General features: G+C 35.1%; 20 protein-coding genes and 1 other annotated feature. Of the genes, 17 read left to right on the forward strand and 3 right to left on the reverse strand.

The window, feature by feature from the left end:
- Nucleotides 1–19 precede the first annotated feature (19 nt).
- Both mprF and AC4BB2_RS06595 read right to left on the reverse strand, forming a co-directional pair.
- Nucleotides 20–2608: a bifunctional lysylphosphatidylglycerol flippase/synthetase MprF gene (gene mprF, locus AC4BB2_RS06590; RefSeq protein ID WP_490474633.1), complete on the reverse strand. Its 2589-nt coding sequence runs from the start codon at nucleotides 2606–2608 to the stop codon at nucleotides 20–22.
- A 9-nt stretch (nucleotides 2609–2617) separates the two neighbouring features.
- Nucleotides 2618–3337, reverse strand: a complete 720-nt coding sequence (locus AC4BB2_RS06595) for an alpha/beta fold hydrolase (RefSeq protein ID WP_490474634.1) — start codon at nucleotides 3335–3337, stop codon at nucleotides 2618–2620.
- Between the two features lie 174 nt (nucleotides 3338–3511).
- On the opposite strand from AC4BB2_RS06595, the gene AC4BB2_RS06600 reads away from it, so the two are divergent.
- From AC4BB2_RS06600 to AC4BB2_RS06645, 10 genes are all read left to right on the forward strand, one after another.
- Nucleotides 3512–4129, forward strand: coding sequence for a lysozyme family protein (locus AC4BB2_RS06600; RefSeq protein WP_490474635.1), 618 nt, complete (start codon nucleotides 3512–3514; stop codon nucleotides 4127–4129).
- Between the two features lie 144 nt (nucleotides 4130–4273).
- Nucleotides 4274–6610, forward strand: coding sequence for a cation-translocating P-type ATPase (locus AC4BB2_RS06605; protein WP_490474636.1), 2337 nt, complete (start codon nucleotides 4274–4276; stop codon nucleotides 6608–6610).
- 254 nt (nucleotides 6611–6864) lie between these two features.
- Nucleotides 6865–8769 (forward strand): DNA primase, encoded by a 1905-nt coding sequence (gene dnaG / locus AC4BB2_RS06610; RefSeq protein WP_490474637.1) that lies wholly within the window; start codon nucleotides 6865–6867, stop codon nucleotides 8767–8769.
- A gap of 72 nt (nucleotides 8770–8841) precedes the next feature.
- A complete protein-coding gene (gene rpoD, locus AC4BB2_RS06615) occupies nucleotides 8842–9948 on the forward strand; it encodes an RNA polymerase sigma factor RpoD (protein WP_490474638.1) in 1107 nt (368 codons plus the stop codon).
- Nucleotides 9949–10108: 160 nt separating this feature from the next.
- Nucleotides 10109–12115: a cell division site-positioning protein MapZ family protein gene (locus AC4BB2_RS06620; protein WP_490474639.1), complete on the forward strand. Its 2007-nt coding sequence runs from the start codon at nucleotides 10109–10111 to the stop codon at nucleotides 12113–12115.
- Between the two features lie 234 nt (nucleotides 12116–12349).
- Nucleotides 12350–13054, forward strand: coding sequence for an AzlC family ABC transporter permease (locus tag AC4BB2_RS06625; RefSeq protein WP_490474676.1), 705 nt, complete (start codon nucleotides 12350–12352; stop codon nucleotides 13052–13054).
- Nucleotides 13047–13373 carry an AzlD domain-containing protein gene (locus AC4BB2_RS06630; RefSeq protein WP_490474640.1) on the forward strand — a complete coding sequence of 109 codons (327 nt, stop codon included), beginning with the start codon at nucleotides 13047–13049 and terminating at the stop codon, nucleotides 13371–13373. Before AC4BB2_RS06625 ends, AC4BB2_RS06630 begins: the two co-directional genes overlap by 8 nt.
- A gap of 19 nt (nucleotides 13374–13392) precedes the next feature.
- A complete protein-coding gene (locus AC4BB2_RS06635) occupies nucleotides 13393–14262 on the forward strand; it encodes a CvfB family protein (RefSeq protein WP_490474641.1) in 870 nt (289 codons plus the stop codon).
- 123 nt (nucleotides 14263–14385) lie between these two features.
- On the forward strand, nucleotides 14386–14865 hold the full coding sequence (gene fur / locus AC4BB2_RS06640) for a ferric iron uptake transcriptional regulator (RefSeq protein WP_490474642.1): 480 nt from the start codon (nucleotides 14386–14388) through the stop codon (nucleotides 14863–14865).
- A gap of 130 nt (nucleotides 14866–14995) precedes the next feature.
- Nucleotides 14996–15238: a binding site (T-box leader), on the forward strand.
- 64 nt (nucleotides 15239–15302) lie between these two features.
- On the forward strand, nucleotides 15303–16331 hold the full coding sequence (locus tag AC4BB2_RS06645) for a 3-deoxy-7-phosphoheptulonate synthase (protein WP_490474643.1): 1029 nt from the start codon (nucleotides 15303–15305) through the stop codon (nucleotides 16329–16331).
- A 104-nt stretch (nucleotides 16332–16435) separates the two neighbouring features.
- Here AC4BB2_RS06645 and gap read toward each other — a convergent pair whose 3' ends face one another.
- Nucleotides 16436–17446 carry a type I glyceraldehyde-3-phosphate dehydrogenase gene (gene gap, locus AC4BB2_RS06650; protein WP_490474644.1) on the reverse strand — a complete coding sequence of 337 codons (1011 nt, stop codon included), beginning with the start codon at nucleotides 17444–17446 and terminating at the stop codon, nucleotides 16436–16438.
- A 476-nt stretch (nucleotides 17447–17922) separates the two neighbouring features.
- Between gap and obgE the strand changes: the two genes are divergently transcribed.
- The 7 genes from obgE to AC4BB2_RS06685 all read left to right on the forward strand — a co-directional run bounded on the left by obgE (nucleotide 17923) and on the right by AC4BB2_RS06685 (nucleotide 25682).
- On the forward strand, nucleotides 17923–19236 hold the full coding sequence (obgE, locus tag AC4BB2_RS06655; protein ID WP_490474645.1) for a GTPase ObgE: 1314 nt from the start codon (nucleotides 17923–17925) through the stop codon (nucleotides 19234–19236).
- Nucleotides 19237–19497: 261 nt separating this feature from the next.
- Entirely contained in the window at nucleotides 19498–20217 is a 720-nt protein-coding gene (locus AC4BB2_RS06660; RefSeq protein WP_490474646.1) for a polyphosphate polymerase domain-containing protein, read from the forward strand.
- Between the two features lie 120 nt (nucleotides 20218–20337).
- Nucleotides 20338–21015 carry a DUF4956 domain-containing protein gene (locus tag AC4BB2_RS06665; RefSeq protein WP_490474647.1) on the forward strand — a complete coding sequence of 226 codons (678 nt, stop codon included), beginning with the start codon at nucleotides 20338–20340 and terminating at the stop codon, nucleotides 21013–21015.
- 9 nt (nucleotides 21016–21024) lie between these two features.
- The gene (locus AC4BB2_RS06670; protein WP_490474648.1) at nucleotides 21025–22902 is read left to right on the forward strand and encodes a carbohydrate-binding domain-containing protein; all 1878 of its coding nucleotides are present in this window, start codon (nucleotides 21025–21027) and stop codon (nucleotides 22900–22902) included.
- 69 nt (nucleotides 22903–22971) lie between these two features.
- Entirely contained in the window at nucleotides 22972–23544 is a 573-nt protein-coding gene (locus AC4BB2_RS06675) for a DUF1269 domain-containing protein (RefSeq protein ID WP_490474649.1), read from the forward strand.
- A gap of 157 nt (nucleotides 23545–23701) precedes the next feature.
- Nucleotides 23702–24394, forward strand: coding sequence for a response regulator transcription factor (locus tag AC4BB2_RS06680; RefSeq protein ID WP_490474650.1), 693 nt, complete (start codon nucleotides 23702–23704; stop codon nucleotides 24392–24394).
- Nucleotides 24387–25682 carry a sensor histidine kinase gene (locus AC4BB2_RS06685; protein WP_490472190.1) on the forward strand — a complete coding sequence of 432 codons (1296 nt, stop codon included), beginning with the start codon at nucleotides 24387–24389 and terminating at the stop codon, nucleotides 25680–25682. Before AC4BB2_RS06680 ends, AC4BB2_RS06685 begins: the two co-directional genes overlap by 8 nt.
- The last annotated feature ends 34 nt before the right edge of the window (nucleotides 25683–25716 follow it).

A 25716-nucleotide genomic window follows, 5' to 3' on the forward strand; every position in this document is an offset into this window, starting at 1 on the left:
CAGCTCTCCTCTTTATTTTTTATCGTTGAGATCTATTTCTAAGAATACGACGTACACCGTGCATTTTCTTTTGTTCCTCAATAGGTGCATTATCAATAATCAACAATGCGATCATTACATAGGCGATGAAACTGTTTCTGGAATATAAAGTATATCTAGCAACCCATTCAGCAGCATATTTTTCCTTGTAATCTCTCAATCCTTGGAACGAGTAAAACCGTGAACCAAATTCATAGACTAAATAAGCAATCCGCTCTTGAATAAAGCTTTTTTTAGAGGTTCCTACATTTGATAGAGGAGCCATTCCCAGATTAAAATAAGATAATCCTTCGTCTTTCATATAATTGAATAAAGAAATAAATAGGTAGTCCATTACACCAGAAGGGGCTTTTTTACTATATCTCATTAAATCGATGGTGCCTTCTTCTTGGGTATAAGTCGGTATAATATTTGCAAAAGCGACAATTCGATTCTCTTGGTCTTTAGCAACTGCTATTTTTCCACGTTGCAGGTAGCTCTCAGAAAAGAAGCCTAACGAGAATCCTTTTTCTTTACGACTGCCTAGCCATTCATCAGAAACCTGTTTTAGTTCCTGCATCAATTCTTTTGAAAAGGGAGGTTGAAGTACTTCAAAGCGATAATTTTCTTTTGTAAAACGATTCATAACGGCTCGTTCACTTTTCATTTTCTTACCAGATAACGTAAAATTAGGCAAGTCTACGTGAGCTTCTTCCCCCATTTTAATGAAATCATAGCCGAATTCGTGGAGGAACATCACAATTTCCTCTGACGCTTCATAGAAAACAGGGAGATAGCCCCATTTGTCCGCTTCGTTAATGAATTGTTCAATAGCAACGGAAAAATCTGCTTTTTTTCCAGAAGGATCTCCCATCACGATACATTTATTATTTAATGTTTTAAACTGCAATAAAACAGTCTCTTCATTTTCTTGATTCGTATAAACATACATGTCTTTATCGTTGAGAAAAATTAATTGACTGTCAGTATTTCCACCATAAGTTTTCAAAATGGTATGTGCCCGTTCCTCATCTAATGGGGCGCCCATTTTATGACGTCCACCTTCAAGATAGCGGATAAATAAGTAACTAAACAATGTAACTAGTAAAATACTTACAAAACCAGAGAACCAAACTTTTTCAGATGGAAAGAAAAAGAAAGAAATAAAGTGGCGATTGTGATGAGGAAACGTAGGTAAATTGTATACGCCGATTACAATATATAATACAGTTAGAGCGAGAAATATGATGCCGTCAATAGTAAGCATTTCCCATGAGTAAACTAGTTGTTCTCTAAATAATTCTCTTTTAGAAAAAACAATGATGACCAATAGGAGGCTAAGGAAAATAATAACGCCCCAACTGAAATCTTTAATAAATGTATAAATCAATGTCACTAAAATTAAGCCAATCGTTGGCAGGTAGGCTCGTTTAACTCTAGCTGCAATTCCTCGTCCCATGATTAGTAATAGAAAACCTAATAAAATAGCTGGAAATTGTGTGATGAGATGGAACGAAAGAGGGTTTAAATGTTTTAACCAACCAAATTGACTAAATGCTTCTGGAATCGTAGCAGAAAGGACAATCATAACACCTGAAAAATACATTAAGAATACTACGAATTTATGTGCTAATTCAGTTGATAACTCTCTGGGGATGCCAGAATACCGAGAATTTAAACCATGACTTAGATTTTTTATAAAGAAAATAGCACCAATAATGAATGGCACGATATAATAGAAAAGACGATACAGCAATATCCAAGCAACAACAACATCGCGATCGATTCCCAATGCGGATAAGCCGATAATCATCATAATATCAAAACTTCCTAATTCTCCTGGAATCATAGAGACAATCCCAATCACTGAAGCAGCGATGAAAAGAGGGATGATTTGCATAGAGTTTGCTTTGATGCCCATTAACATACCGATTGCTAAGAAGCTGCCTAAAACGCCTGTCCACTCTAAGAAAGAAGTCAAAATAAGTCCAACTCGTGTCTTATTATCAATATCCCCAATATATTCATCTTTTCTAACTAGACTTGCAATCAAAACAATTGGAAAATATAACCCGCCACCAATCAGCCAAATCCAATATTGCTGTAAATAATCATTAGTGTGTCCAAACATAACAAGGAAAAATGCCAGCAGACTATAAATTGAAAGTCCAGACATTAAAAAAATCAGAATTTTGGAAAGAGCTCGAACGACCATTTTTCCATCTTTTTCTTTTCCGTAAAATTCAGATCGTAAACCAATACTGATCAATCCACCAAAACCAGCAATATTGTTGATTGTATTAATCATCCAACTGCTTTCTAGAAGATAAATTCTTTTAGGTTTTTGTTTCAAAATTTTGTTTAAAATTACGTCATAACCAATCATAGGAAAAACAGCAATTAAACCAATTAGAAACATCAAACCAATCTTCCAAATTGCAATATCTTGAAAAATAGTTGCAAGTTGATCCAGTGAGATTGTTTTACTAATAGATAGCAATTCACGAATAATTATAATAACCACTGAAAAAATAAAAATTGATTTAAAATAGCTGGTATGATCTTTAACCCATCGAAGCATTTTTTTCATTATTAGCACCTACTTTTCTTTTAAAAATGTTAAAATTTCTTGATTGAATAACTTAGGATTTTTTTTAGCGAAGGAATGGCCTTGTTTGGGAACCAAAACAAACGAGGCATGAGGAATTTCTTTAGCCAAATACATTGAATGAGACTGTTTGATAATATCATATTTGCCAACGATTACTAAAGTTTTAGCGGAGAATCGTTGTAAATCTAGTCGAGAAACACCGATATCCTTCAACATTAACCCAATAACAAGTAATTTATTTTTGGCTCTATTATTAAATAGCGCTAGAAACTTAAAACAGATATATTCTAGAACAGTGACAATTTTTATGGGGAAACTGACACCATCTACAACTGTATTACCCGCATTTAGAACTAAGCGATGAACAGATTCAGGGTATTTTTTAGCAAAAACCATTGCTAAGTTAGCACCATCACTAAAGCCAACAATATTTGCTTGAACAATATGTTCTTGTTCCATAATCAAATGAAGATCCTCAGCCATCTGCTCAAAAGAGAGAGAAGTTCCGCTGTTTTTTGAGCGTCCGTGCCCACGGCTATCAACAGTGAAAACAGTGAAGTTACGGCTAAATTCCGGTACTTGTTTTTCAAAATATTTTCCACTGCCACCATTTCCGTGAAGAAGAAACAAAGGGAAACCATGACCAGATACTTCATAATAAATTAAGCTTTTATCAACAGTTAACAACGTCTTTTTTTGTTTTTCCATATCTTTACCACCTATTCTTATCCAGTATATCGGTTTTCCAAGAGATTGGAAACTGAATAGGCAAAATAACAATCAACTTTTTATTAAAGAATAATAAAGAATCGCTTTTTTTTTAGATTTTTTTTGAATAATAACGTATTATAAAGTCTACTTCAAAAAAGTTTGGATGATAAGATGAGAAAAGTGATGAAAATCGTTAAAAGAATGCTATTATTACTTTTATTGGTATTGGTTATTGGCTTGGGCTATTTTGGGTTTAAAATCCGTCAAAATGTTCAACAAGTCATGAGCTATGAGCCAGAAGTGGAGCAAGCAGTTAAAGAAAATAATATTCCTGAATATAAAAATTTAGTTTTGGCTATTATTTACACTGAATCAAAAGGATTGTCAGATGATTTGATGCAAAGCAGCGAGAGTGCTTATGGCAAACGTCAATTGATAGGTACGACGAAAGAAAGTATTGATATGGGTGTCGCTTTTTTAGCTCAATCCATTGAAAAAGCAAATGAAGCAGGCTGTGATCTGTGGACTGGAGTGCAAGCCTATAATTTTGGTTTAGATTATATTGAATTTGTTAAAAATAGAGGTGGAAAAAATTCCATTGCTCTTGCAGAAGAATATTCAAAAGAGATTTTATCGCCATTACTAGGTAACACAGATAAAAAAACCTATCGTTATTATCGTCCGCAAGCTCTTATATACAATGGAGGTTTCCTCTATAGTAACGGAGGCAACATGTTTTATGCGGATATTGTTAAGATGAATCAGCAATTTATTAAATGGTTAAAATAATTTTAATATTAAAAATACAGATCCTTAGGAATTATCGTCTATTAAAAAATACGAATTCTTAAGGATTTTCTTGATGTTCTTTCTATTTACAAGTAAACTAAAGAAGGTGTATTTTTAACAATGAGAAAGTAGGGAATCAAATCCATGACAAATAAGTTCGACTTAAAACAAGGCCTGACCCAATTAGAGGTGGAGGAACGAAAACAGCAAGGGCTGCAAAATAACTATGAAGAAAACGTCGCTAAATCAACAAAAGATATTATTTACGACAATGTAATGACATTGTTTAACTTTTTAAACTTTGCGATTGCGATTTGTTTATTTTTTGTAGGCGCGTACTCCAATTTGGCGTTTTTGGCTATCATATTGGTGAATATGGGGATGGGAATCTATCAAGAAATCCATGCAAGAAATTTAGTACAAAAATTATCAATCGTTGCCAAAGAAAGTGTCCATGCGATTCGTGAAGGCAAAGAGGTAGAAATCGATACTAAAGAAATAGTGTTGGACGACATTGTTCTAATTTCTGCTGGTGAGCAAGTTCCGTCTGATATGGAAGTTATAGAAGGTAAAGCAGAAGCAAACGAAGCTTTGTTAACTGGTGAATCTGATTTAATTGAGAAAACAGAAGGAGATGTTCTATTATCTGGAAGTTTTCTTGCAAGTGGACAAGTGTATGCAAGAGTCATTCATGTTGGAGCTGATAACTATGCTGTTAAAATTACGGCAGAAGCCAAAGTACATAAACCAATCCAGTCTGAATTAGTTCATTCGATTCGCAAAGTATCGAAGTTTACAAGTTTAGTTATTATTCCTATAGGGATTATTCTATTTTTAGAAGGTTTTATGATTCGAGATTCTGGAATGAAAGCTTCAGTTGTGGCTTCAGCGGCAGCTTTGCTTGGAATGTTGCCTAAAGGCTTAGTTCTTTTAATCAGTATTGCATTAACAACCGGTGTTGTGAAATTAGCAAAAAAACGTATTCTTGTTCAAGATATGTATTCAATTGAAACATTAGCACATGTTGATACTCTTTGTTTAGATAAGACCGGAACGATCACTGAAGGAAAAATGAAAGTTCAAAAAGTTAAAGTTATGCATGCGAATTATCATGAGAATTTCCCGCAAATCATCGGCAGTTACTTAGCAGAGAGCACGGACAATAATATTACAATGCAAGCCATCCGTGACCACTTCGACTTATCGAACCGTTATGGCGCGATAAAATCATTGCCATTTTCATCTGAACGAAAATGGGGAGCAATCGAATTTAATGAATTGGGAACCGTTTATCTTGGAGCTCCAGAAAAATTAGTAGCAGAAGATCGATTACCCAAAGAAGTGATAGAAGCCCAAGAAAATGGGTATCGTGTATTAATGTTGGCTATCGCAGAAAATACGCCATTAAATGAAGAAACGATGCCTTATTTAGAACCGTTGGCTGTTTTAGAAATCGATGATCCAATTCGTCAAAATGCCAATGAAACTTTAGCATATCTTCGTGAAGAAGGTATTGACTTAAAAGTTATCTCTGGTGATAATCCCGTGACCGTTTCTAATATTGCTCGTCGTGCTGGTCTATTTGGTTATGAGTCTTATATCGACTTGTCAACAATGGAAACCGAAGAAGAGGTACGTCAAGCTGTTCATGAATATACTGTATTTGGCCGTGTATCACCTCAACAAAAAAGAACAATTGTTAGGGAACTGAAAGATAATGACCATGTAGTTGCCATGACAGGTGATGGCGTAAATGATGTTTTAGCTTTGAGAGAAGCGGATTGTAGTATTGCTATGGCAGAAGGCGATGGTGCAACGAGACAAATTTCAAATTTAGTTTTGTTGGATTCAGATTTTACTACATTGCCGGATGTTTTATTTGAAGGCAGACGTGTGGTTAATAATGTAACAAAAGTGGCAAGTATCTTCTTTATTAAAACCATTTATTCATTTATTTTATCAATGATTTGTGTGTTTACAGCAGTGGCATTTCCTTTCATTCCAATTCAAATCACGTTGATTGACTTGGCCATTGAAGGGTATCCAGCATTCTTCTTATCCTTTGAAGGTGACAAGAGGAAAGTTACAGGGAAATTTTTACCAACTGCGTTAAGAAATGCTTCTGTTAATGCTGTGTTGGTGGTAGCAAACATTGTTGCTGTTTATTTAATGGGACAAAATCAAGGTTTTACTCAAATAGAAACAACCACATTAATGTATTATTTATTGATTGGTATTAGTTGTATGGCTGTTGTTCGCGCTTGTTTACCGTTTAATCCTTTGCGAATTTTCATAGCAATTACAACTGTCAGTGGAATTTATGTAGCTGCAATGCTCTTCCACAGTATTTTAGAAGTCGGCTTTTTAAATCAACAAACATTGCCGATTTTTGCTGTGATGATGCTTATTAATATCATTGTACGAATCATAATTGGTTTTTTCCAAATGCAACGAGTAGGTAAAACGATTAAAGATTTATAAGAAGAGGTTTGATCAAGCTTTTCTTTCTGCTTTAAGAATCTGAGGTATAGCTAGAAAAGTTATACCTCAGATTCTTTTTAAAAGTAAGTAAGAATAATGAAAATAAAGATGCAACTTACTTGAAAATTACGTTTATTATGATACAATGAAACATGTGTAATTGTGTCTTTTTAAAATCGCGCTGAAGGATTCAGTGCTTTTTTACTGACTGATCACGTGAATTAGCTTTTAGCTATTTATTGGAGGTGAGAACAGTGGCACAAAGAATTCCTCAAGAGGTTATAGAGGAAGTAAGGCAACGTACGAATATTGTTGATGTGGTTGGACAATATGTTCAATTGAAAAAATCCGGAAAAAATTATATGGGTCTATGTCCGTTTCATGAAGAACGTTCCCCTTCATTTTCAGTAGCAGAAGATAAACAGATCTTTCATTGTTTTGGCTGCGGAAAAGGCGGAACTGTTTTTAATTTTCTGCAGGAAATAGAAGGAATTAATTTCCCTGAATCAGTACGAAGAGTAGCTGAATTAGAACAAATCCCAGTCAATATCGATTGGACAAATACCACAGATTCTGACTCGACAGAAAATTTGCAAAATCGCAAACTGATTGAACTGCATAAAAAAGCAGCGGATTTGTACCATCATGTTTTGATGAACACGCAAATCGGTGAGCCTGCGTTGAATTATTTATTAGAACGCGGGTTAACAAAAGAGTTGATTGAAACGTTCAAAATTGGATTTGCTCCTCAAAAACGTGATTTTTTAAGTCAAGTATTCCAAAATGAAGAAGTGGCTGAAAATCTATCGAAAGAATCTGGATTGTTTATTCAACGAGACAATGGCGATTTTCTGGATCGTTTTTATCAGCGAGTGATGTTTCCAATCAATGATGATCGTGGAAACGTGATTGCTTTTTCTGGAAGGTTACTTAAGACAGAAGATTTTCCAGGTGACGACATGCCTAAGTATTTAAATAGCCCGGAAACAGTCCTGTTTAATAAAAGAGATACTTTATTTAATTTTGATAAAGCCCGTAAAGAAATTCGTAAAGAAAATACTGTGTTTTTATTTGAAGGATTTATGGATGTAATTGCAGCTTGGCAAGCAGGAATCACAAGTGGCGTTGCATCTATGGGAACTAGTTTAACCAATGAGCAGATTCGCAAGCTTGAACGAGTAGCTAAGGAACTTGTGGTTTGTTATGATGGTGATACGGCGGGTGTTGAAGCTACGAATCGGGCAATTTCGTTGTTGAGTGAACATAGTCGTTTTCAATTAAGTATTGTTAGCATTCCAGAAAAACTAGATCCAGATGAGTACTTAAGAAAATATGGAAACGAGTCATTCCGTGAGTTAGCACTTCATGGTCGAGAAACAGTATTTAGTTTTAAAATGCAGTACCATCGTTTGACTAGGAATATGAATAACGAAAAAGAACAGTTAGATTATGTGAATGACTTACTGAAGGAATTAATCTTGGTACAATCACCACTTGAGCGAGATCGCTATTTAAATCAGTTAGCCCAAGAATTTCAGCTATCTTTCCACTCTTTAGAAGAGCAATTGAAACAAATTGAGACACAACAGCGCTCAACTAAACGAAGAGAACGTCAACAACAAACAACACCTCCGCCTCAAGAATTTGAAATGGAAGGCATGCTGGAACCTCCAGAGATGTTTGAAGATGTTGCTCCATCTGTTCAAAATAAACTGCCATTAACACAAGTAGAGAAGGCAGAACGTACACTGTTATATCGTTTGATGAATGAACAAAGTGTTAGAAACCAAATGATTCAACTTGCAGATTTTAATTTTGCTCATGATCATTATCAAGAATTATATTTGCTGTTAGATAGTTATATGAGTATTCATGATGAATTTCTTCTTGCTGACTTTTTGGATTATTTAAAAGAAGAAGCAATTAAAAAATTAGCAATCGACATTTCTTTACAGACCATTTCAGAAGAAAGTTCTGAGCGTGAGATAGCTGATGTGTTGAAAGTGATTGATAATTCCAGTTTAGAAGAATTAATTGCTGAAAAGCAGTTACAAAAGAAAGAAGCAGAACGACTTGGCAACAAACAATTAGTAGACGAACTAGCCATTGAAGTTATCAGCTTAGTAAAACAATTGCAAAAAAGTCGTACAGCGTCTTAATTTTTTTAGACAACGTATCTGACTATGATTTATAGATTTAGCCGAATGGAAAAATGAAGGGGGCCTTCTTTCATGGAAAAAGAAACAGAAAAAAAATATTCAGCTGCAGTGGCAGCCTTTATCAAAGAAAATAAGCCTAAAGGTAATGTTTTCTATGATGATTTAACAAACAAATTAGCAACACCATTTACATTGAATGCAGATGAAATGGAAAAATTGATTCAAAAAGTTGAGGATGCCGGAATTAGTGTTGTCGATGAGAATGGTGATCCAAGTGAACATAGTCTTAAAAAAGATGTAAAAGTTGCTGAAAAAGCTCAAATGGAAGATTTATCTGCCCCGACTGGTGTAAAAATCAATGATCCTGTCCGTATGTATTTAAAAGAAATCGGGCGCGTTCAATTATTGACTGCAGCAGAGGAAGTAGAATTAGCCTTAAAAATCGAAGAAGGCGATCAAGAAGCAAAACAACGCTTAGCAGAAGCAAACTTACGTTTAGTTGTATCGATTGCTAAACGTTATGTAGGACGTGGTATGCAATTCCTTGACTTGATTCAAGAAGGAAATATGGGTTTGATGAAAGCTGTTGAAAAATTTGATTACCGTAAAGGATTTAAATTCTCAACATATGCGACATGGTGGATTCGTCAAGCGATCACACGTGCAATTGCTGACCAAGCGAGAACGATTCGTATTCCTGTTCATATGGTGGAAACTATCAATAAATTGATCCGTATCCAACGACAATTATTGCAAGATCTAGGTCGGGAACCAACACCAGAAGAAATTGGTGCTGAAATGGACTTGCCTACTGAAAAAGTGCGTGAAATCTTGAAAATCGCTCAAGAACCTGTTTCTTTGGAAACGCCAATCGGTGAAGAAGACGATTCTCATCTTGGAGACTTCATTGAAGACCAAGATGCCACAAGTCCTGCTGAACACGCAGCTTATGAACTATTAAAAGAACAATTAGAAGATGTATTAGATACATTAACTGACCGTGAAGAAAATGTTTTACGTTTACGTTTTGGTTTAGACGATGGACGTACACGAACATTAGAAGAAGTTGGAAAAGTATTTGGTGTAACTCGTGAACGGATTCGTCAAATTGAAGCCAAAGCATTACGTAAATTACGCCATCCTTCTAGATCTAAACAACTAAAAGATTTTCTAGAATAAGACGTTTTTCTTTGAACTTTGAACAGCTCTTTTCGATTTTTTTCGAAAAGGGCTGTTTTTAAACAATCGTAACAAAAAAGTTAGATAGTACATATTGGAAGAAACACGATTTTATGGTAGATTAGATTTACATGAATGTATAGATTGTGAGGCGGAATGAATGACGAAACAATGTCCGGATTGCGGAACTGAAATAGACAACCAAGAAGAAGTATGTCCAAATTGCGGTTATTCTTTTAAAGATCAAGAAGCTAAAGAGGAAACTTCACCTAAACAAACAATTAAAAATGACAAGAATAATGAAAAAGAAGAAAATAGTTCCAGTTTTTTGACTAAAGATCAAAATGAAAATATTGAATGGTCTGAACTAAAAGATATGAGTATCGGTCATGTAATGACAATGTTCAACGAACAACAACCAGAAGAAAAAAGTAACGAAAAACCGGAAAAGAATGAAAAAGAACAAGCTGAAACGAAAATAATGGAAACTGAAATAGAAGATACCGTTGAAAAAGAGTCCGTTTCTCAAGATAAAGATCCAGACAAACTAGCAGATACTGCAACTTTAAATCAGTACATCAATGAACATAAAAATGAGAAACCTGAAAATGTTGAGGAAACACCTTCAAAAAATAAGACAGATTTACAGCAAGAAATACCTAAAGAAATTGATGCAACATCAGAAAATAATGGTCAAGCAACAACTGCTGATGAGAAATCAAAATTAAATGATAAAGGAGTAGATGAAGTGAAGCCTACGGAATCTGAAAATAAAACAACAGAACCGGTGAAAAAAGAATCTGAGCAAATGAAAAAAAATAGACCAAAAGAAGAAATTACAAAATTTGAGAAACCTGATAACAAAGCGGAAGAAACCAAAACCATCGGACCAAAAGCTTTACCTAACAATAATCCTGAGATCCCATCAAAGAGTAAAAAACCAGAAGAGATCGAGATGGATGCTGCACCTATTTTCTTTAAAGATACAGAAGAAACGAAAACAACAAAAACTCAATTTGAAAAACCAGCAGCTGAGAAGGCAACTAAAAATGAACCATCAAAGCAGCCGATAAGTAAAAACTATAAAAAAATGTCTATCGTTTTAGCAGCAGCTGTTATTCTTGCAGGTGGTTCTTGGTTTGCGTATAGTCAAACGCAAAAAAAATCTGCAACTGGAGAACAAGTCACACAAAAACAAGAAAAATTAGCAACACAAACTGAAAAAGAATTAAATAGTTATTTTACAGATGATAAGCAATTATTCCTCAAACCAGAAATGGTCAGTGTCAACACGAAAACAATTAAAGAAAATTTAGATACGTTAAAAGATGACTCAAACTATAAAAATCTGGAAGCTGTTTATAAAAAAGTCGTGGACAAACAAACAGCAGTCGCAAAAGTAAATGAATTATTTGCTGAACCGATTATTAATGGGAACAAATTAAAAGACGTAGCAATCAAAGCAGATAAAAAAATTGAGTTGACAAAACGCGAAGAAAAAGACGATTTTGATAAATTACTTAATCAAGCAGTTGGTCAAGCTACGGGACAGTATGATCAACTACAAAAAGCTAAAACAGCGGTAGATGTTTTTTATAAAAACAATGAATTGACAGATGCTTTAACAAGAGAAAACTACAATGCTGCAAAAGCAGAAGTTGATAAAGTCAAAAGTGAATCATTGCGTAAGCCACTGAATGATGCACTAATTAAAGCAGATAAATCATTGACAGATACTGAAACTACGATAGAAAATCAGCCAGTGACAGATCAAACACCTGCACAAACAACTAACAACGGAACAACGGCAGATTACCAAGGCAATAATACTCAAACTGCTAATGGTGTACAACCAGACCCTAGTACATTCTCTGCGCCAAATGCTGAGGGAGTTTATACTGATCCTGTCTATTCTGTTAATCCAAATGATATTAGTGATATGAGCAATCCTGCTTGGGCTTGGGCTCCTGGGATTCAGGAAAAAGTCATTGCAACATCTATTCAACGTGGGTACATTACAGCTGGAGCATACTCTTTACAACCAGCTAGAATTATTAACGGCGAAGGATATTACAATTTATACGGAGCGGACAATCAGTATTTGGTTACTATCAATGCAAAAACTGGTTGGTTTAAGGGGAACGCTTCAAGAAATGCAGGAAGATAATTTAAGTGTTGAAATGATATCGGGAACAGAAGCGACTATTTTAAATTAGTTGCTTTTGCACCCTGTTTACTTAGATTCAGAGTGTGAGGCAAAAGTGTTTTTACTTTTGTCTCACACTCTGGTTTTCCTGCTAAATTATGAAAAATCGTATTTCAAAAGTATTTGTAGGTTGAACTGTTTGGAATTAAAAGGTGGCTTAAAACCACGTTGTATCATAAGGAGAACTGTATGGGTATAGAAAAAAAAGAGTATTTAACATTTAAAGAAGGTGTAAATGCATGTATACCAACAATTTTAGGTTATTTGGGAATCGGGATTGCCGCTGGGGTCGTTGGTAAAAATGTAGGTTTATCTATTTTAGAAATTGCCTTGATGTCGATTTTAGTTTATGCTGGTGGCGCACAATTTATTATTTGCGGGATGCTTGCAATTCAATCCCCGATTTCAGCTATTATTTTCACAACATTTTTAGTCAATTTACGGCATTTTTTAATGAGTATGTCTGTCGCTCCTTACTTTAAGAGGGAACCGCTGATTACAAATATAGGTATTGGAACATTGTTAACGGATGAATCATATGGGGTGTTGATGACAGCTTTAAATAATGATCATCGTATCAGTTCTGCTTGGACACACGGATTGAACATCACGGCGTATTTAACATGGATTATTTCTACGATTGTTGGAGGCTTATTAGGTACATGGATTCCAGATCCTTATCTTTTAGGACTAGATTTTGCTTTAGTGGCAATGTTTGCTGGTTTATTTATTTTACAAGTAGAAACTCCTATTAAAAAACGCACAAAACAAACATTGATTGTTTTGGGAACAGTATGCTTATCCTTATATTTTTTTATGGGCTTTTTTTCACCAGAACTTTCCGTTTTATTTGCAACAATTTTAGGTTGTACAGTTGGGATGGTGAATCACCATGAGTAACAATTATGTTTTACTAACAATTTTAGGATGTTCATTAGTCACTTGGATTCCGAGGATTTTTCCATTTCTGATTTCAAAGAAGGTCGATTTCCCTGAATGGTTTCTGCGTTTTTTATCCTATATTCCAATTTGTATCTTGACGGCGCTCTTATTTCAGAGTATTTTAGAAGTCCAAGCAACAGGCTTTCCTAAAATAAAGACGCTAGAAGCAATAAGTTGTATTCCTACTTTACTTGTTGCTATTCGAACAAAAGATTTAATGAAAACAGTTTTGGTAGGGATGATTACCATTGCTTTATTACGTATTTTTTTAGGCTAAGCGCCAGGAGGAGAAAAAGATGAACGAACTATTAGCACAAGTATTTACAGCATTAGTCATAGATGAAAATGAGAGCTACTACTTTTTACAAAAAAATGGGATCACTTTGAGATTGGCCAAAGAAGAAGGCAGTCATGAAATAGGGGAAGCAGTAGAAGGCTTTGGATATTTAAACCAAAAACAAGAACCAGAAATGACTACAAACATTCCTACAGCTAGAATAGATCAATATGCTTTTGGAACTGTAACTGGCACTAGAAGAGATCTAGGAGCCTTTGTAGACATCGGTTTAAAAGATAAGGATGTTGTTGTTTCTTTAGATGAACTTCCTGTTATGCGTGAATTATGGCCGAAAAAAGGAGATCAGTTGATGGTTTCTTTAAAGGTGGATAATAAAGAACGGATTTGGGGTCAATTAGCTGATGAAAAAATCTTTAAAGCTATGGCTAAACAAGGAACAGAAGAGTTAAAGAATGAAAATATCAGTGGTGTTGTTTATCGTTTGAAAATGGTAGGTTCATTTGTCTTAACAGACGATTTTTGTATTGGATTTATTCATCCTTCAGAACGTTACCAAGAACCTCGTTTAGGTGAAAGAATCAATGGTCGTGTGATCGGTGTTAGACCTGATGGTGTTCTGAACCTTTCTTTAAAACCTCGTGGATATGAGGCAATCAGTGACGATGCCGCGATGATATTAACATTCTTGGAGCGTTCCGCTGATCACAAGATTCCGTTTACAGATAAATCCAATCCAGAGGAAATCAAACAAACTTTCGGTATCAGTAAAGCACAATTTAAACGAGCAATCGGTAATTTACTGAAGCAAGGAAAGATTTCTCAAAAAGAAGGATTCACAATTTTAAAAGAAGAATCTCAAGAAAAATAATTGTTTTTTCATTCTAATTGAGAATGACTTGCAAATGTTGTGGAGTTATTTTATACTTATTATAATTTGTTACTAGAAATTATAGATATAGATTAAAATCATTCTAAACAAGGAGCTGCGTTTATGGATTCTACTGCTGCTTTAAAGAAAACAAAACAACAATTGCATGAATCTGGTTTCAAACTGACTCCTCAGCGAGAAGCAACAGTTTTGGTATTGCTGGAAAATGAGAAAGACCATCTGTCGGCAGAAGAAATTTATTTTTTAGTCAAACAAAAAAGCCCTGAGATTGGTCTAGCAACTGTTTATCGTACATTAGAAATATTAACTGACTTAAAAGTCGTCGACAAGGTAAGTTTTAATGACGGATTAGCCCGTTATGACTTACGCAAAGAAGGAGCCAAGCACTTTCATCATCATCTTTTATGTTTGGAATGTGGAAACATCGAAGAAGTAGAAGAAGATCTATTAGGTGAAGTGGAACAAGTAATTGAACAGCGTTACCGTTTTATGGTGAAAGATCATAGACTAACTTTTCATGGCATCTGTGAAGAGTGCCAACAAAAAAAGAAAAACCAACCAACAGAAGAAGTTAAAGGATAAGCCTTTAACAACTTGGAATGCTAGGTGATTGAGAGATAACTCAAAGAGTTGTATCTCAATCACCTAATTTTTTATTCATGAAAATGATTGACATCTCTTGGAGAATCTCTTACAATGACTTCAATAAACAATAAAAGTTTTGATAAGAACTAGTAGGATATTACAGGTGTACAGAAAGCAGCCGGGTGTTGAGAGGCGCATAAACCTAATGTATCTGAATTCCTCTTTGAACTTCACACCGAATAAAGTAGGCTGTGACGGTCAAGCGCACCCGTTATTGTGCCAAGGTATAATTTTGTACCTATCAAGACAATGAGTGTGAGCTGATTGTAAACAAAGGTGGTAACACGAGTTTTCAAAACTCGTCCTTTTCAGAAATGAAAAGGGCGGGTTTTTTTATTGTTTGTCCATAAGAAAGAATGAAGGGAAGTTATCGTATGAGTTTTAAGCCATTGAGCCAGCCAATTAATTTTGAACAAGTCAAATCATTATCCAAACTAACAACACAACAAGAACAAAAAAAGGCGATTCGTGATCAAGAATTAAAAGAAATCATTGAAGGAAAAAATGATAAAGTCTTACTTGTGATCGGGCCTTGTTCTGCACACAATGAAGAAGCTGTGATGGAGTATGTTATTCGCCTTGCGAAACTACAAGAAAAAGTAAAAGATAAAGTATTCATGGTGCCACGCGTTTATACAAATAAACCAAGAACTAACGGCGACGGATACAAAGGTTTACTACATCAACAAAATCCAGAAGGGAAAAGCAATCTAATCAAAGGAATCGCTGCTGTCCGAAGTTTACATAATCGTGTCATTAGTGAAACAGGTTTAACAACAGCGGATGAAATGCTTTATCCTGAAAATTTGGAATTTGTCCAAGATTTAGTCAGCTATATTGCTGTTGGCGCACGATCTGTTGAAGATCAACAGCATCGCTTTGTCGCTAGTGGAATCGATCAACCAACTGGAATGAAGAACCCAACTAGTGGTAATTTAAAGGTTTTATTTAATTCTTTATACGCAGCGCAACAAAAACAAGAATTTATTTTTAATGGACTTGAAGTGGAATCTAGCTCAAATCCTCTAGCGCACGTTGTTTTAAGAGGCGGGCTGAATGAATATGGTGAAAATATCCCGAACTACCATTATGAGGATCTATTAAAAGTTGTTAATTTATATAAAGCTGGCAACTACAAAAATCCATTTATCATGATTGATACAAATCATGATAATTCAGGTAAACAATACAAAGAGCAAATCAGAATCGTGAAAGAAACGTTAACTAACCGTTCATGGAATGATGATATGAAACGATGGGTTCGCGGATTTATGATTGAAAGCTTCCTTGAAAGCGGCCGTCAAGAAGCCGATGGAAAAGTTTTTGGACAATCGATTACTGATCCATGTCTGGGATGGGACGAGACAGAACGATTAGTTGAACATATTGCTGAAAATGTTTAATTTTCTGATAAATGAACAAAAAAACGAGCAGTCAATGAATTTAAACACTAATTCATTGACTGCTCGTTTATTGACTAAAAAGCATAATATAGATGATTTAATTTTTATAGATTAGCAAATTTTTCCAACAAACGAATCATTTGGCAAGTGAAACCATACTCATTATCATACCAAGCCACAGTTTTCACTAATTGGAAATCACCTGAAGTTGTTACTTCTGTTTGAGTTGGATCGAAAATAGAGCCTTCTGTAGTACCAATAACATCACTAGAAACAATTTCACGATCATCATAACCGAAAGAAGGGTTATCAATCGTATGTTTTTTGATTGCTTCATTTACTTGGTCAGCAGTTACTTTTGTTTTCAAAATAGAAACCAATTCAGTCAAAGAACCATCAACAACTGGTACGCGTTGGGCATGACCTTGTAGTTTTCCATTTAATTCTGGAATAACTAAGCCAATTGCTTTAGCAGCACCTGTTGAATGGGGAATAGTGTTGTCAGCAGCAGAACGAGCAGCTCTCAAATTTCCACCTCTATCAGGTCCATCTAGTAACATTTGAGTTGATGTATACGCATGAACGGTTGTCATTGTACCCACTTCAATACCAAACTCATTATTTAAGAAATAAGCCATCGGGGCCAAACAGTTTGTCGTACAAGAGCCCGCTGAGATAATTTTATCATCAGAAGTCAAGGTATCATCATTAACATTATAAACGATTGTTTTCATATCACCAGCAGGAGCTGAAATAACGACACGTTTAGCACCAGCATTTATATGGGCTTGTGCTTTTGCTTCTGATGTATAAAAACCAGTACACTCTAAGACGATATCTACACCATTTTCTTCTACCCATTTTAACTTACTTGCGTCAGCTTCTGCATAAACTTTTGTACTTTGTCCATCCACTACGATCGCATCGTCAGTTGCCGTTACTTTTCCAGGATAAGTTCCATGGGTAGAGTCGAATTGCAATAATTGTGCTAACATCGTCGGACTAGTCAAATCATTGATTGCTACAACTTCAATATCATCGGAAACTTCTTTGATGCGGCGGAAAGCTAAACGGCCAATACGTCCAAATCCATTAATACCTACTTTTACTGTCATACTAAATTTCCTCCTTTGATCATTAAGAGCAAGTGACACTCTATATGTTGTTTTTTAAAGCTATAGAGCTTGATAACGTCAGCGTTATATAACCGATTCTTAAAAAAACGGCTACACACGCTATACTCATAGCATGAACGCTTTTAAAGCGTTTGTCAAAAATCTTGTCTTTTTTAGTTTTGAAAAACAAATAGGATTAAAATACAGTTTTATAGAGTGTTTATATTTAGGTCTCTAGTTGGATGAAGGGATCTATTTGTGCTCTAATCATCAGTGTCAGTTGCCTATTCAAATTTCAACTCATAAAAACGAATTTGGCTAGACAAATCCCAGTTTAACCTTTACAATAAGAAAGGCTTTAAAACAGTATTTTTCATTTAGAAAAGAATAAACGGTGAGACACAAGCACACTTTTTTCTTAGTTGATAGGCTTGAATAACTTGTGTCCCAACCTTTTTAGATAGGAGGACAAAAATATGTCCATGTTTTTAGATCAGGTAACAATCGATGTCAAAGCCGGTAAAGGCGGAGACGGAATGGTTGCCTTCCGTAGAGAAAAATATGTACCAGACGGCGGACCAGCAGGCGGAGACGGCGGTCAAGGAGGAGATGTGATCCTTGTTGTAGAAGAAGGGTTACGTACATTAATGGATTTCCGTTTCAATCGTCATTTCAAAGCACAACCAGGTGAAAATGGTATGAGTAAAGGAATGCACGGACGTGGTTCTGAAAATACATTTGTTAAGGTTCCACCAGGCACAACCGTTCGTGATGCTGATACAGGTACATTGATTGGTGATTTAATTGAAAATGGTCAAACATTGACTGTAGCTAAAGGCGGACGTGGTGGACGTGGTAATATTCGTTTTGCATCAGCTAAAAATCCAGCACCAGAAATCGCTGAAAATGGTGAGCCGGGTCAGGAAAGAATAATTGAATTAGAGTTGAAAGTTTTAGCAGATGTTGGTTTGGTGGGCTTCCCATCCGTAGGGAAATCTACGTTACTTTCTGTTATTTCATCTGCTAGACCTAAAATAGGTGCTTATCATTTCACAACATTAGTACCGAATCTTGGAATGGTTTCAACAAATGACGGCCGTAGTTTTGCTGCCGCTGATTTACCAGGTTTGATTGAAGGCGCCTCTCAAGGTATTGGTCTTGGCACTCAGTTTTTACGTCATATTGAACGGACAAGAGTTATTTTGCATGTAATCGATATGAGTGGGATGGAAGGACGCGATCCTTATGAAGATTACTTAGCAATCAATAAAGAATTAGCATCTCACAATCTACGCTTGATGGAACGTCCACAAATTATTGTAGCAAACAAAATGGATATGCCTGAAGCAGAAGAAAATTTAAAAAAATTCAGAGAACAGCTTGAAAAAGAACGGTCAGATGAATATGCAGATCATCTACCTGTTTTCCCAATTTCTGGGGTTTCACGCAAAGGTATTGAACCTTTATTAAATGCAACAGCAGATTTATTAGATGTGACACCAGAATTCCCATTATATGAGGAAGAAATTGTAGAAGATACTGTTCACTACGGTTTCCAACCAGAAGGACCAGAATTTACAATCGATCGTGATTCAGATGCTACTTGGATTTTATCTGGAGAAACATTAGAAAGATTGTTCCAGATGACCAACTTTGAACATGATGAAAGTGTGATGCGTTTTGCACGTCAATTACGAGGTATGGGAATCGATGAGGCCTTACGTGCTCGTGGTGCTAAAGATGGCGATATCGTCAGAATTGATGAATATGAATTTGAGTTTGTAGAATAAAAAAATAGAAAAAAGATGAGAGCTGATAATTTTTCAGCTCTTTTTTGTGTTTTCTTCAAGTGATTATTTTCAGATTAGGTAAGAGAAAATAACTAAAAGGTGAGAGGAGATGATGATTACTCTATCTCTAAAATGACATTCTCAAATTTTATCTACTTCATAACTAGCACCATTAACAATATGAATTTCATTTACGGATTATCTTTAAGTTTCATTTATGTTTCCTTTTATACAATGAATTCAGCCAAAGGAGGAGATAAAATGGTTAAACTAAAAAATAGTTTTAAAAGAAAAGAAAAAAAGTATGCTCTGACGAATAAAATGTATCATCAATTAAGAGCAAAGTTACATCCTTATATGCAGGAAGACGACTATGGCCTACATACAATTATTTCTGTTTATTTCGATACTGAAAATTATGAAATGATACGTCATTCAATAGCCAAACCAGTATTCAAAGAAAAATTTCGGATTCGAAGCTACGGTATACCAACAGAAACTTCCGATGTTTTTCTGGAAATAAAAAAGAAAGTCAGCGGTGTGGTTTATAAAAGAAGGGTGGCATTACCTTATCAATCAGCAAAAGACTATATCCGATATCCTCATTCGTTTCGTTTAGAAAAAAAGAAAGATAAGCAAATAAAACAGGAAATTGATTGGCTTGTGTCTAAGCGAAATCTGGAACCTAAAGTGATGATTGCTTATGACAGACGAGCATTGTTTGATTTAGAAAAGGAAGATTTTCGAATAACTTTTGATTTTAATATCCGTTATCGAAAAGAAGCGTTGACGAATACATTAGATGATAAAGGGGAGCGAGTAGCCCCTGAGATAGATGTATTGATGGAAGTTAAAGCATTGGGGGCATATCCTCTTTGGTTTTCAGAAATCCTAGCTGAACTTGGTATCTATCCAACATCTTTTTCAAAATATGCACAAACCTATCAACGGTATTTATATGTATCTAGCTTTGCGAGCTAGTCTTTCGGAAAAAAGACAAAAACTAATTGTGGCAAAAGCTACCACCTTTATTTTTTCCTATTTTTCTGTCAGAGCTTAATGAGTATATTATGTTTTTAAAATTTAAGGAGGATTTTTGTTATGTTATCGAGTTTATTAGTAGAAAGTTCAGTTGATTTGTCATTCAAACAACTGCTGGTTTGTATTACCACATCAGTATTATTAGGTCTTTTAGTCGCATTCGTTCATATGTATAGAAATGTTTATAGTAAAAATTTTGTGATGACATTAGCTGTACTACCCGTTTTAGTTCAGTTAGTCATTATGCTTGTAAATGGAAACTTAGGAACAGGAGTCGCAGTTTTAGGTGCATTTAGTTTAATTAGATTTCGTTCTGTAGCAGGAGGGGCTAGGGAAATTACAAGTATTTTCTGGTCTATGGGAATTGGGCTGGCAACAGGAATGGGGTATGTGAGTTATATTGCATTATTCTCTCTGATTATTACTCTTTTTCTATTATTCCTAAACACAGTAAATTTTGGTGAAAAACCAAAAATTGCTGAACGTGAAGTAAAGATTACGATTCCAGAAGATTTAGATTATCCAGGATTATTCGATGATTTATTTCAGCAATACACGTATTCTGCTCATTTAGATTCAGTAAAAACGACGAACATGGGTAGTCTCTATGAATTACGTTATCGAATTAAGTTAAAAGATAATCAACAGGAAAAGGAGTTAATGGATGCTCTGCGTGTAAGAAATGGGAATTTAACAATTGTTTCTGGAAAAGTTTCAACAAATAGAGAAGAACTGTAGGTGATGGTCATGAAAAAAAATAAACTTGGTTTAGCACCATTGGCTATTCTACTCATTACATTGATTGGGTGTACTAAAGAAACCTCAAACAAAACGACAGCAACTTCAAAAAGCACAGAAGAAATTGCTGCCGTACAAGAAACGAAAAAAACAGCAGATAATAAATATGGTAAGTATGACAATGATGATCTTCTTGAAACATATGATGAAACAACCGCTACGAAAATAGCGTTAAAAGATTCAGGCAGCACAATAGATGGATCAGGTGCTTCTGAAAAGAGCAATACAATTTCCATTACTGCAGGAGGGACATACATTTTATCTGGAAGTTATAAAGGTCAGGTCAAAATCAATGCCAATAACGAAATGGTTCATCTGGTTTTAAACAATGTGTCAATAAACAATGATTCTTCTTCTGCTGTATATGTTGAACAAGCAAAAAAAGTCATTACAACCTTAGCTGAAGGATCGAAAAATACTCTGACTGATGGAAAAGATTATGCTTTTGCTTCAACCGAAGAAACTGAGCCTGACGCAGCTTTTTTCAGTAAAGACGATTTGACAATTAACGGAACGGGTACTCTAGACCTTACTGGAAACTACAGCAACGGTATCCGCAGCAAAGATGATTTAGTCATCACCAACGGTACAATCAACGTTAGTGCAAAAAATAACGCATTGAAGGGGAAAGATGCACTATCAATTGCAGGTGGAACTTTTTCTTTGAAAACAACTGAAGGAGATGGTATCCAAGCCAATAATAACACAGACACCAGTAAAGGCTGGATTGCAATCGACGGGGGCACATTCACGATTCAAGCAGGTAACGATGGGATTCAAGCTGAAACAAATCTATCTATTTCTAAAGCTGACATCACCATACAAACAGCCAAAGGGTATGAAGATCAATCAATCGACACTGCAGCTAGCTACAAAGGGTTAAAAGCATCTGGCAACATTATAATAGATGATGGAACCTTTGAGTTAAACACAGCAGATGACAGCATTCATTCTAATGCTGCTGTTACGATTAATAATGGAACCTTTTCACTAACCAGCGGTGATGACGGTATTCATGCTAATACAGACTTGGTAATTAAAAAAGGAACAATCAATGTCGGTCACTCTTATGAAGGCTTAGAAGGCTCCACGGTTACAATTAATGACGGCGATATTTCGGTAAAAGCGACAGATGATGGGATTAATGCTGCCGGTGGAAGTTCTGATGAGACCAATCAGGATGGACAGTTTGGTGCAGATTCTTTTGGAGGACCTGGCGGAGCTGGTAAACCTGGTGACGGCGGTGATAGTACTAAATTTATAGAAATAAATGGTGGAACGGTCTATGTTAATGCAGAAGGTGACGGGATTGACAGCAACGGAGATGTTCGCATGACTGCTGGTACATTGATTGTAAATGGTCCAATAGATAATGGAAATGGTGCATTGGATTATGACGGTACTTTTACAATGGATGGCGGGTTGTTTGTTGCGAGTGGAAGTTCAGGTATGGCAATGAGTGCTAGTAATTCTTCTACTCAAGCAGCACTTAGTCTTTATTTTGATGAAACGCAAAAAGCAGGGACACTCATCAATTTAAAAAATACTGATGGAAAAACAATTCTGTCCTTTTCTCCTAAAAAAGAGTTTTCCCATATAGCTATTAGTTCACCTGATTTAAAAGTTGGTGAAACTGTTAATTTATCTACGGGTGGTCAAGATACAGGCACCGAAAAAAATGGATTATACAGTAACAGCAACTATTCTAACGGAACAGAATTAGCTAAAATCACTATAAGTGATACGTTGACTTCAGTAGACCAAACTGGCTCACAAGTTAATGGCAGTCAAATGGGTGGCGGACCTGGTGGACAACCACCTAGATAATTTATTTCCATTGCTTTAATAGCTAGTTTATTGATAGAATAAGGATATCAAATAGAACGAGGTGGTTATATGTCTAAACGAGTTATTATTATGCACTTTGATGTAGAGAGCCAAGCGTACCAAGCATTTTCTGAGATAAAAAAATTGTATCTGGAGAAAAAAATCAAAGGAGAACAAATGGCGGTTGTCACCCATGAAAACGATGGTGTTCATCAATTCAAAATAGATGATTTTCTTGATTTTACAGGAAATAATCATACATCTAAGAATAGTTTTATAGGAATGCTAATAGGAATTTTAGGCGGACCATTAGGTATTTTATTAGGTTGGTTTGCGGGAAGTTTATTTGGAGCTTCTCAAGATGCCAAAGAAATCCAAGATGCTCAAACAGTCTTTGAACACGTAACCAAACAAATCGGCGAAGGTGAGACTGGACTGATTTTAATTGCAGAAGAAGATGACAATCGTCCACTAAATCAGTTAATTATGAATGAATTAGGCGGCGAAATCACACGTTTAGATTTTGAAGATGTAGAAAAAGAAATCACTGATGCCAAAGACGTAGAAAAAGAAACAAAAGATTCAGCTGAAAAATCTTGGAGAAATAAAAAACAAGATTCCAATGAAAAAACAGAAAATTAATTAGTTACCGGAAATATAATAAATAGGTTTAAATAGATAATTAACAACGATGTCTATTTAAGCCTATTCTTCAAATTAAATAAATGGTAAGTGAGAAGATGTGATAAAGAGCTCTTTTTATTCGTCTTCTTTTTTGATTATAAGGATGTGAAAACAAGTGCTAAAAATATTATTAGTAGAAGATGATGAAATATTATCAGACAGTATTTTGGAAATTTTATCTAAAATCGGCGAAATTTTTCAGGTTTATGATGGAGAAGAAGCTCTATACGAAGCACAAAGGGGTATTTATGATCTAATTGTTTTAGATTTGATGTTACCCTTAATGACTGGTGAAGAAGTCTTAACTGCTTTACGAAAGAAAAATATTTACACTCCTGTGCTGATTTTGACGGCTAAGGATGGTTTGGAAGATAAAGTCAATGGATTTAAAACTGGTGGAGACGATTACCTGACTAAACCTTTTCATAGAGAAGAATTATTGTTACGTGTCCAAGCGCTTGCCCGTCGTTCTTTGGGATTAAATCAAAAGAATGAATTAGTTGTTCATGATTTGCGAATAGATTTGGATAACCGTCAGGCGATTTTTAAAGAGAAGGAAGTAATTCTTCAAGGGAAAGAATTCGATCTACTACATTATCTTATGCAAAACCAAGGACGAATCATCACCAAGGATCAATTGTTTGATCGAATATGGGGATTTCAATCCGATACAACGTTAACGGTTGTTGAAGTTTATATGAGCAATCTCAGAAAAAATTTAAAACCCTTCGGAATTGATCGTTGGATAAAAACGTTGCGTAACGTTGGTTATCTATTTGAAGTGCCTGAGGAGAAAGAGAATGAATAAACAATTAAGTAAAAGACAAAGAATTAATTATTTTCTGATGAACTTGATTTCGTTTGCAAGTATCTTTCTGATTTTAGGTTTAATTGTATTTCAATTGGTGCAATCATCTATTTATACGTCCGTTGACCATGATTTACAGCGACTTTCTGAAGATAAACAATTTATAGAACACCAATTGACAAAAAATGAACGATTACAGGAAAAAATACCAGAATTAGGGAAATTTGATACACCACCGCCCAATAATTTTCAACAACAAGTAATTCTCTGGTCAAAAGATGGAAAGATACTCAATGAAGCTGAGTTAGGTTCTCGTTTCTATGATTTCCAAAATTTAACATTATCGACAGAAGATTTAAATAAAATAACTAGTATTCAAACAAAAGATAGTAATAATCGGTCACTTCAATTTCGTTCGATTACGTTGTCAGTTGAAAAACAATCTGAGATAACCTATATTCAACTGTTAGTAAATACTGATCCAATTAAAGGGACAGTTCAGCAGTTTAAACAAATATTGATTATTTGTATGGTTATTTTTGGTTTATTATCAATTGCTTTAAGCTATTTTCTTTCAAAGTGGTTTATGAAACCCATCTTGATTTCTTGGAAAAAGCAGCAAGAGTTTGTAGAAAATGCCTCTCATGAATTAAGAACACCTTTGACAATCATCCAAGCAAAATTAGAAAAATTGTTTACCAAGCCAAATCATACAATTTTAGAAGAATCTGAGACGATAGCTTTATCTTTAGACGAAGTGCAACGTTTGAGTCAGTTAACAAGCGATTTACTCTTACTGGCCCGTTCAGACTCAAATTCACTAACCTTAGAAAAGGAAGCAGTAAAAATTAATCACTTCCTAGAGAATGTCTTGCTTCCGTATCAAGAGTTAGCTTTAGCTGAAGAAAAAGAATTTACCATTGAGTTAGGTGAAGAGCAACAATTGATTTTTGATAAAAAAAGAATCCATCAGCTATTAATCATTCTGTTAGATAATGCATTGAAATATACAGCATCGGGTGAAAAAATAGTTGTTTTCTCGACGGTTAAAAATAACGAATGGATAATAAAAATCAGTGATACAGGTATAGGGATCGTTGATGAGAAAAAAGCAGCAGCGTTTGAACGATTTTATCGAGGGGAAGGCTCTAGAAATCGTAAAACAGGCGGTTACGGGATTGGACTTGCGATTGCAAAATGGATCGTAGACGAACATCATGGAAAAATCCAGTTGACTGATACCTCGCCAAAAGGGACCACCGTTATTTTACGTTTTCCTGTGAAATAAATATTATTTGCTAAAGTGGTAACTTTCTTCTAAA

The sequence above is a fragment of the Enterococcus sp. AAFC-DPL-5146 genome, from assembly GCF_058216635.1.

Bases quoted from the DNA above. Each gene is read 5' to 3' on its own strand.
- AC4BB2_RS06620 (WP_490474639.1), top strand. From the start codon at position 10,109: ATGACGAAACAATGTCCGGATTGCGGAACTGAAATAGACAACCAAGAA.
- AC4BB2_RS06605 (WP_490474636.1), top strand. From the start codon at position 4,274: ATGACAAATAAGTTCGACTTAAAACAAGGCCTGACCCAATTAGAGGTG.
- AC4BB2_RS06685 (WP_490472190.1), top strand. From the start codon at position 24,387: ATGAATAAACAATTAAGTAAAAGACAAAGAATTAATTATTTTCTGATG.
- gap (WP_490474644.1), bottom strand. From the start codon at position 17,446: ATGACAGTAAAAGTAGGTATTAATGGATTTGGACGTATTGGCCGTTTA.
- rpoD (WP_490474638.1), top strand. From the start codon at position 8,842: ATGGAAAAAGAAACAGAAAAAAAATATTCAGCTGCAGTGGCAGCCTTT.
- mprF (WP_490474633.1), bottom strand. From the start codon at position 2,608: ATGAAAAAAATGCTTCGATGGGTTAAAGATCATACCAGCTATTTTAAA.
- AC4BB2_RS06635 (WP_490474641.1), top strand. From the start codon at position 13,393: ATGAACGAACTATTAGCACAAGTATTTACAGCATTAGTCATAGATGAA.
- AC4BB2_RS06595 (WP_490474634.1), bottom strand. From the start codon at position 3,337: ATGGAAAAACAAAAAAAGACGTTGTTAACTGTTGATAAAAGCTTAATT.
- AC4BB2_RS06630 (WP_490474640.1), top strand. From the start codon at position 13,047: ATGAGTAACAATTATGTTTTACTAACAATTTTAGGATGTTCATTAGTC.
- AC4BB2_RS06645 (WP_490474643.1), top strand. From the start codon at position 15,303: ATGAGTTTTAAGCCATTGAGCCAGCCAATTAATTTTGAACAAGTCAAA.
- AC4BB2_RS06600 (WP_490474635.1), top strand. From the start codon at position 3,512: ATGAGAAAAGTGATGAAAATCGTTAAAAGAATGCTATTATTACTTTTA.
- AC4BB2_RS06660 (WP_490474646.1), top strand. From the start codon at position 19,498: ATGGTTAAACTAAAAAATAGTTTTAAAAGAAAAGAAAAAAAGTATGCT.
- obgE (WP_490474645.1), top strand. From the start codon at position 17,923: ATGTCCATGTTTTTAGATCAGGTAACAATCGATGTCAAAGCCGGTAAA.
- fur (WP_490474642.1), top strand. From the start codon at position 14,386: ATGGATTCTACTGCTGCTTTAAAGAAAACAAAACAACAATTGCATGAA.
- AC4BB2_RS06670 (WP_490474648.1), top strand. From the start codon at position 21,025: ATGAAAAAAAATAAACTTGGTTTAGCACCATTGGCTATTCTACTCATT.
- AC4BB2_RS06675 (WP_490474649.1), top strand. From the start codon at position 22,972: ATGTCTAAACGAGTTATTATTATGCACTTTGATGTAGAGAGCCAAGCG.
- AC4BB2_RS06665 (WP_490474647.1), top strand. From the start codon at position 20,338: ATGTTATCGAGTTTATTAGTAGAAAGTTCAGTTGATTTGTCATTCAAA.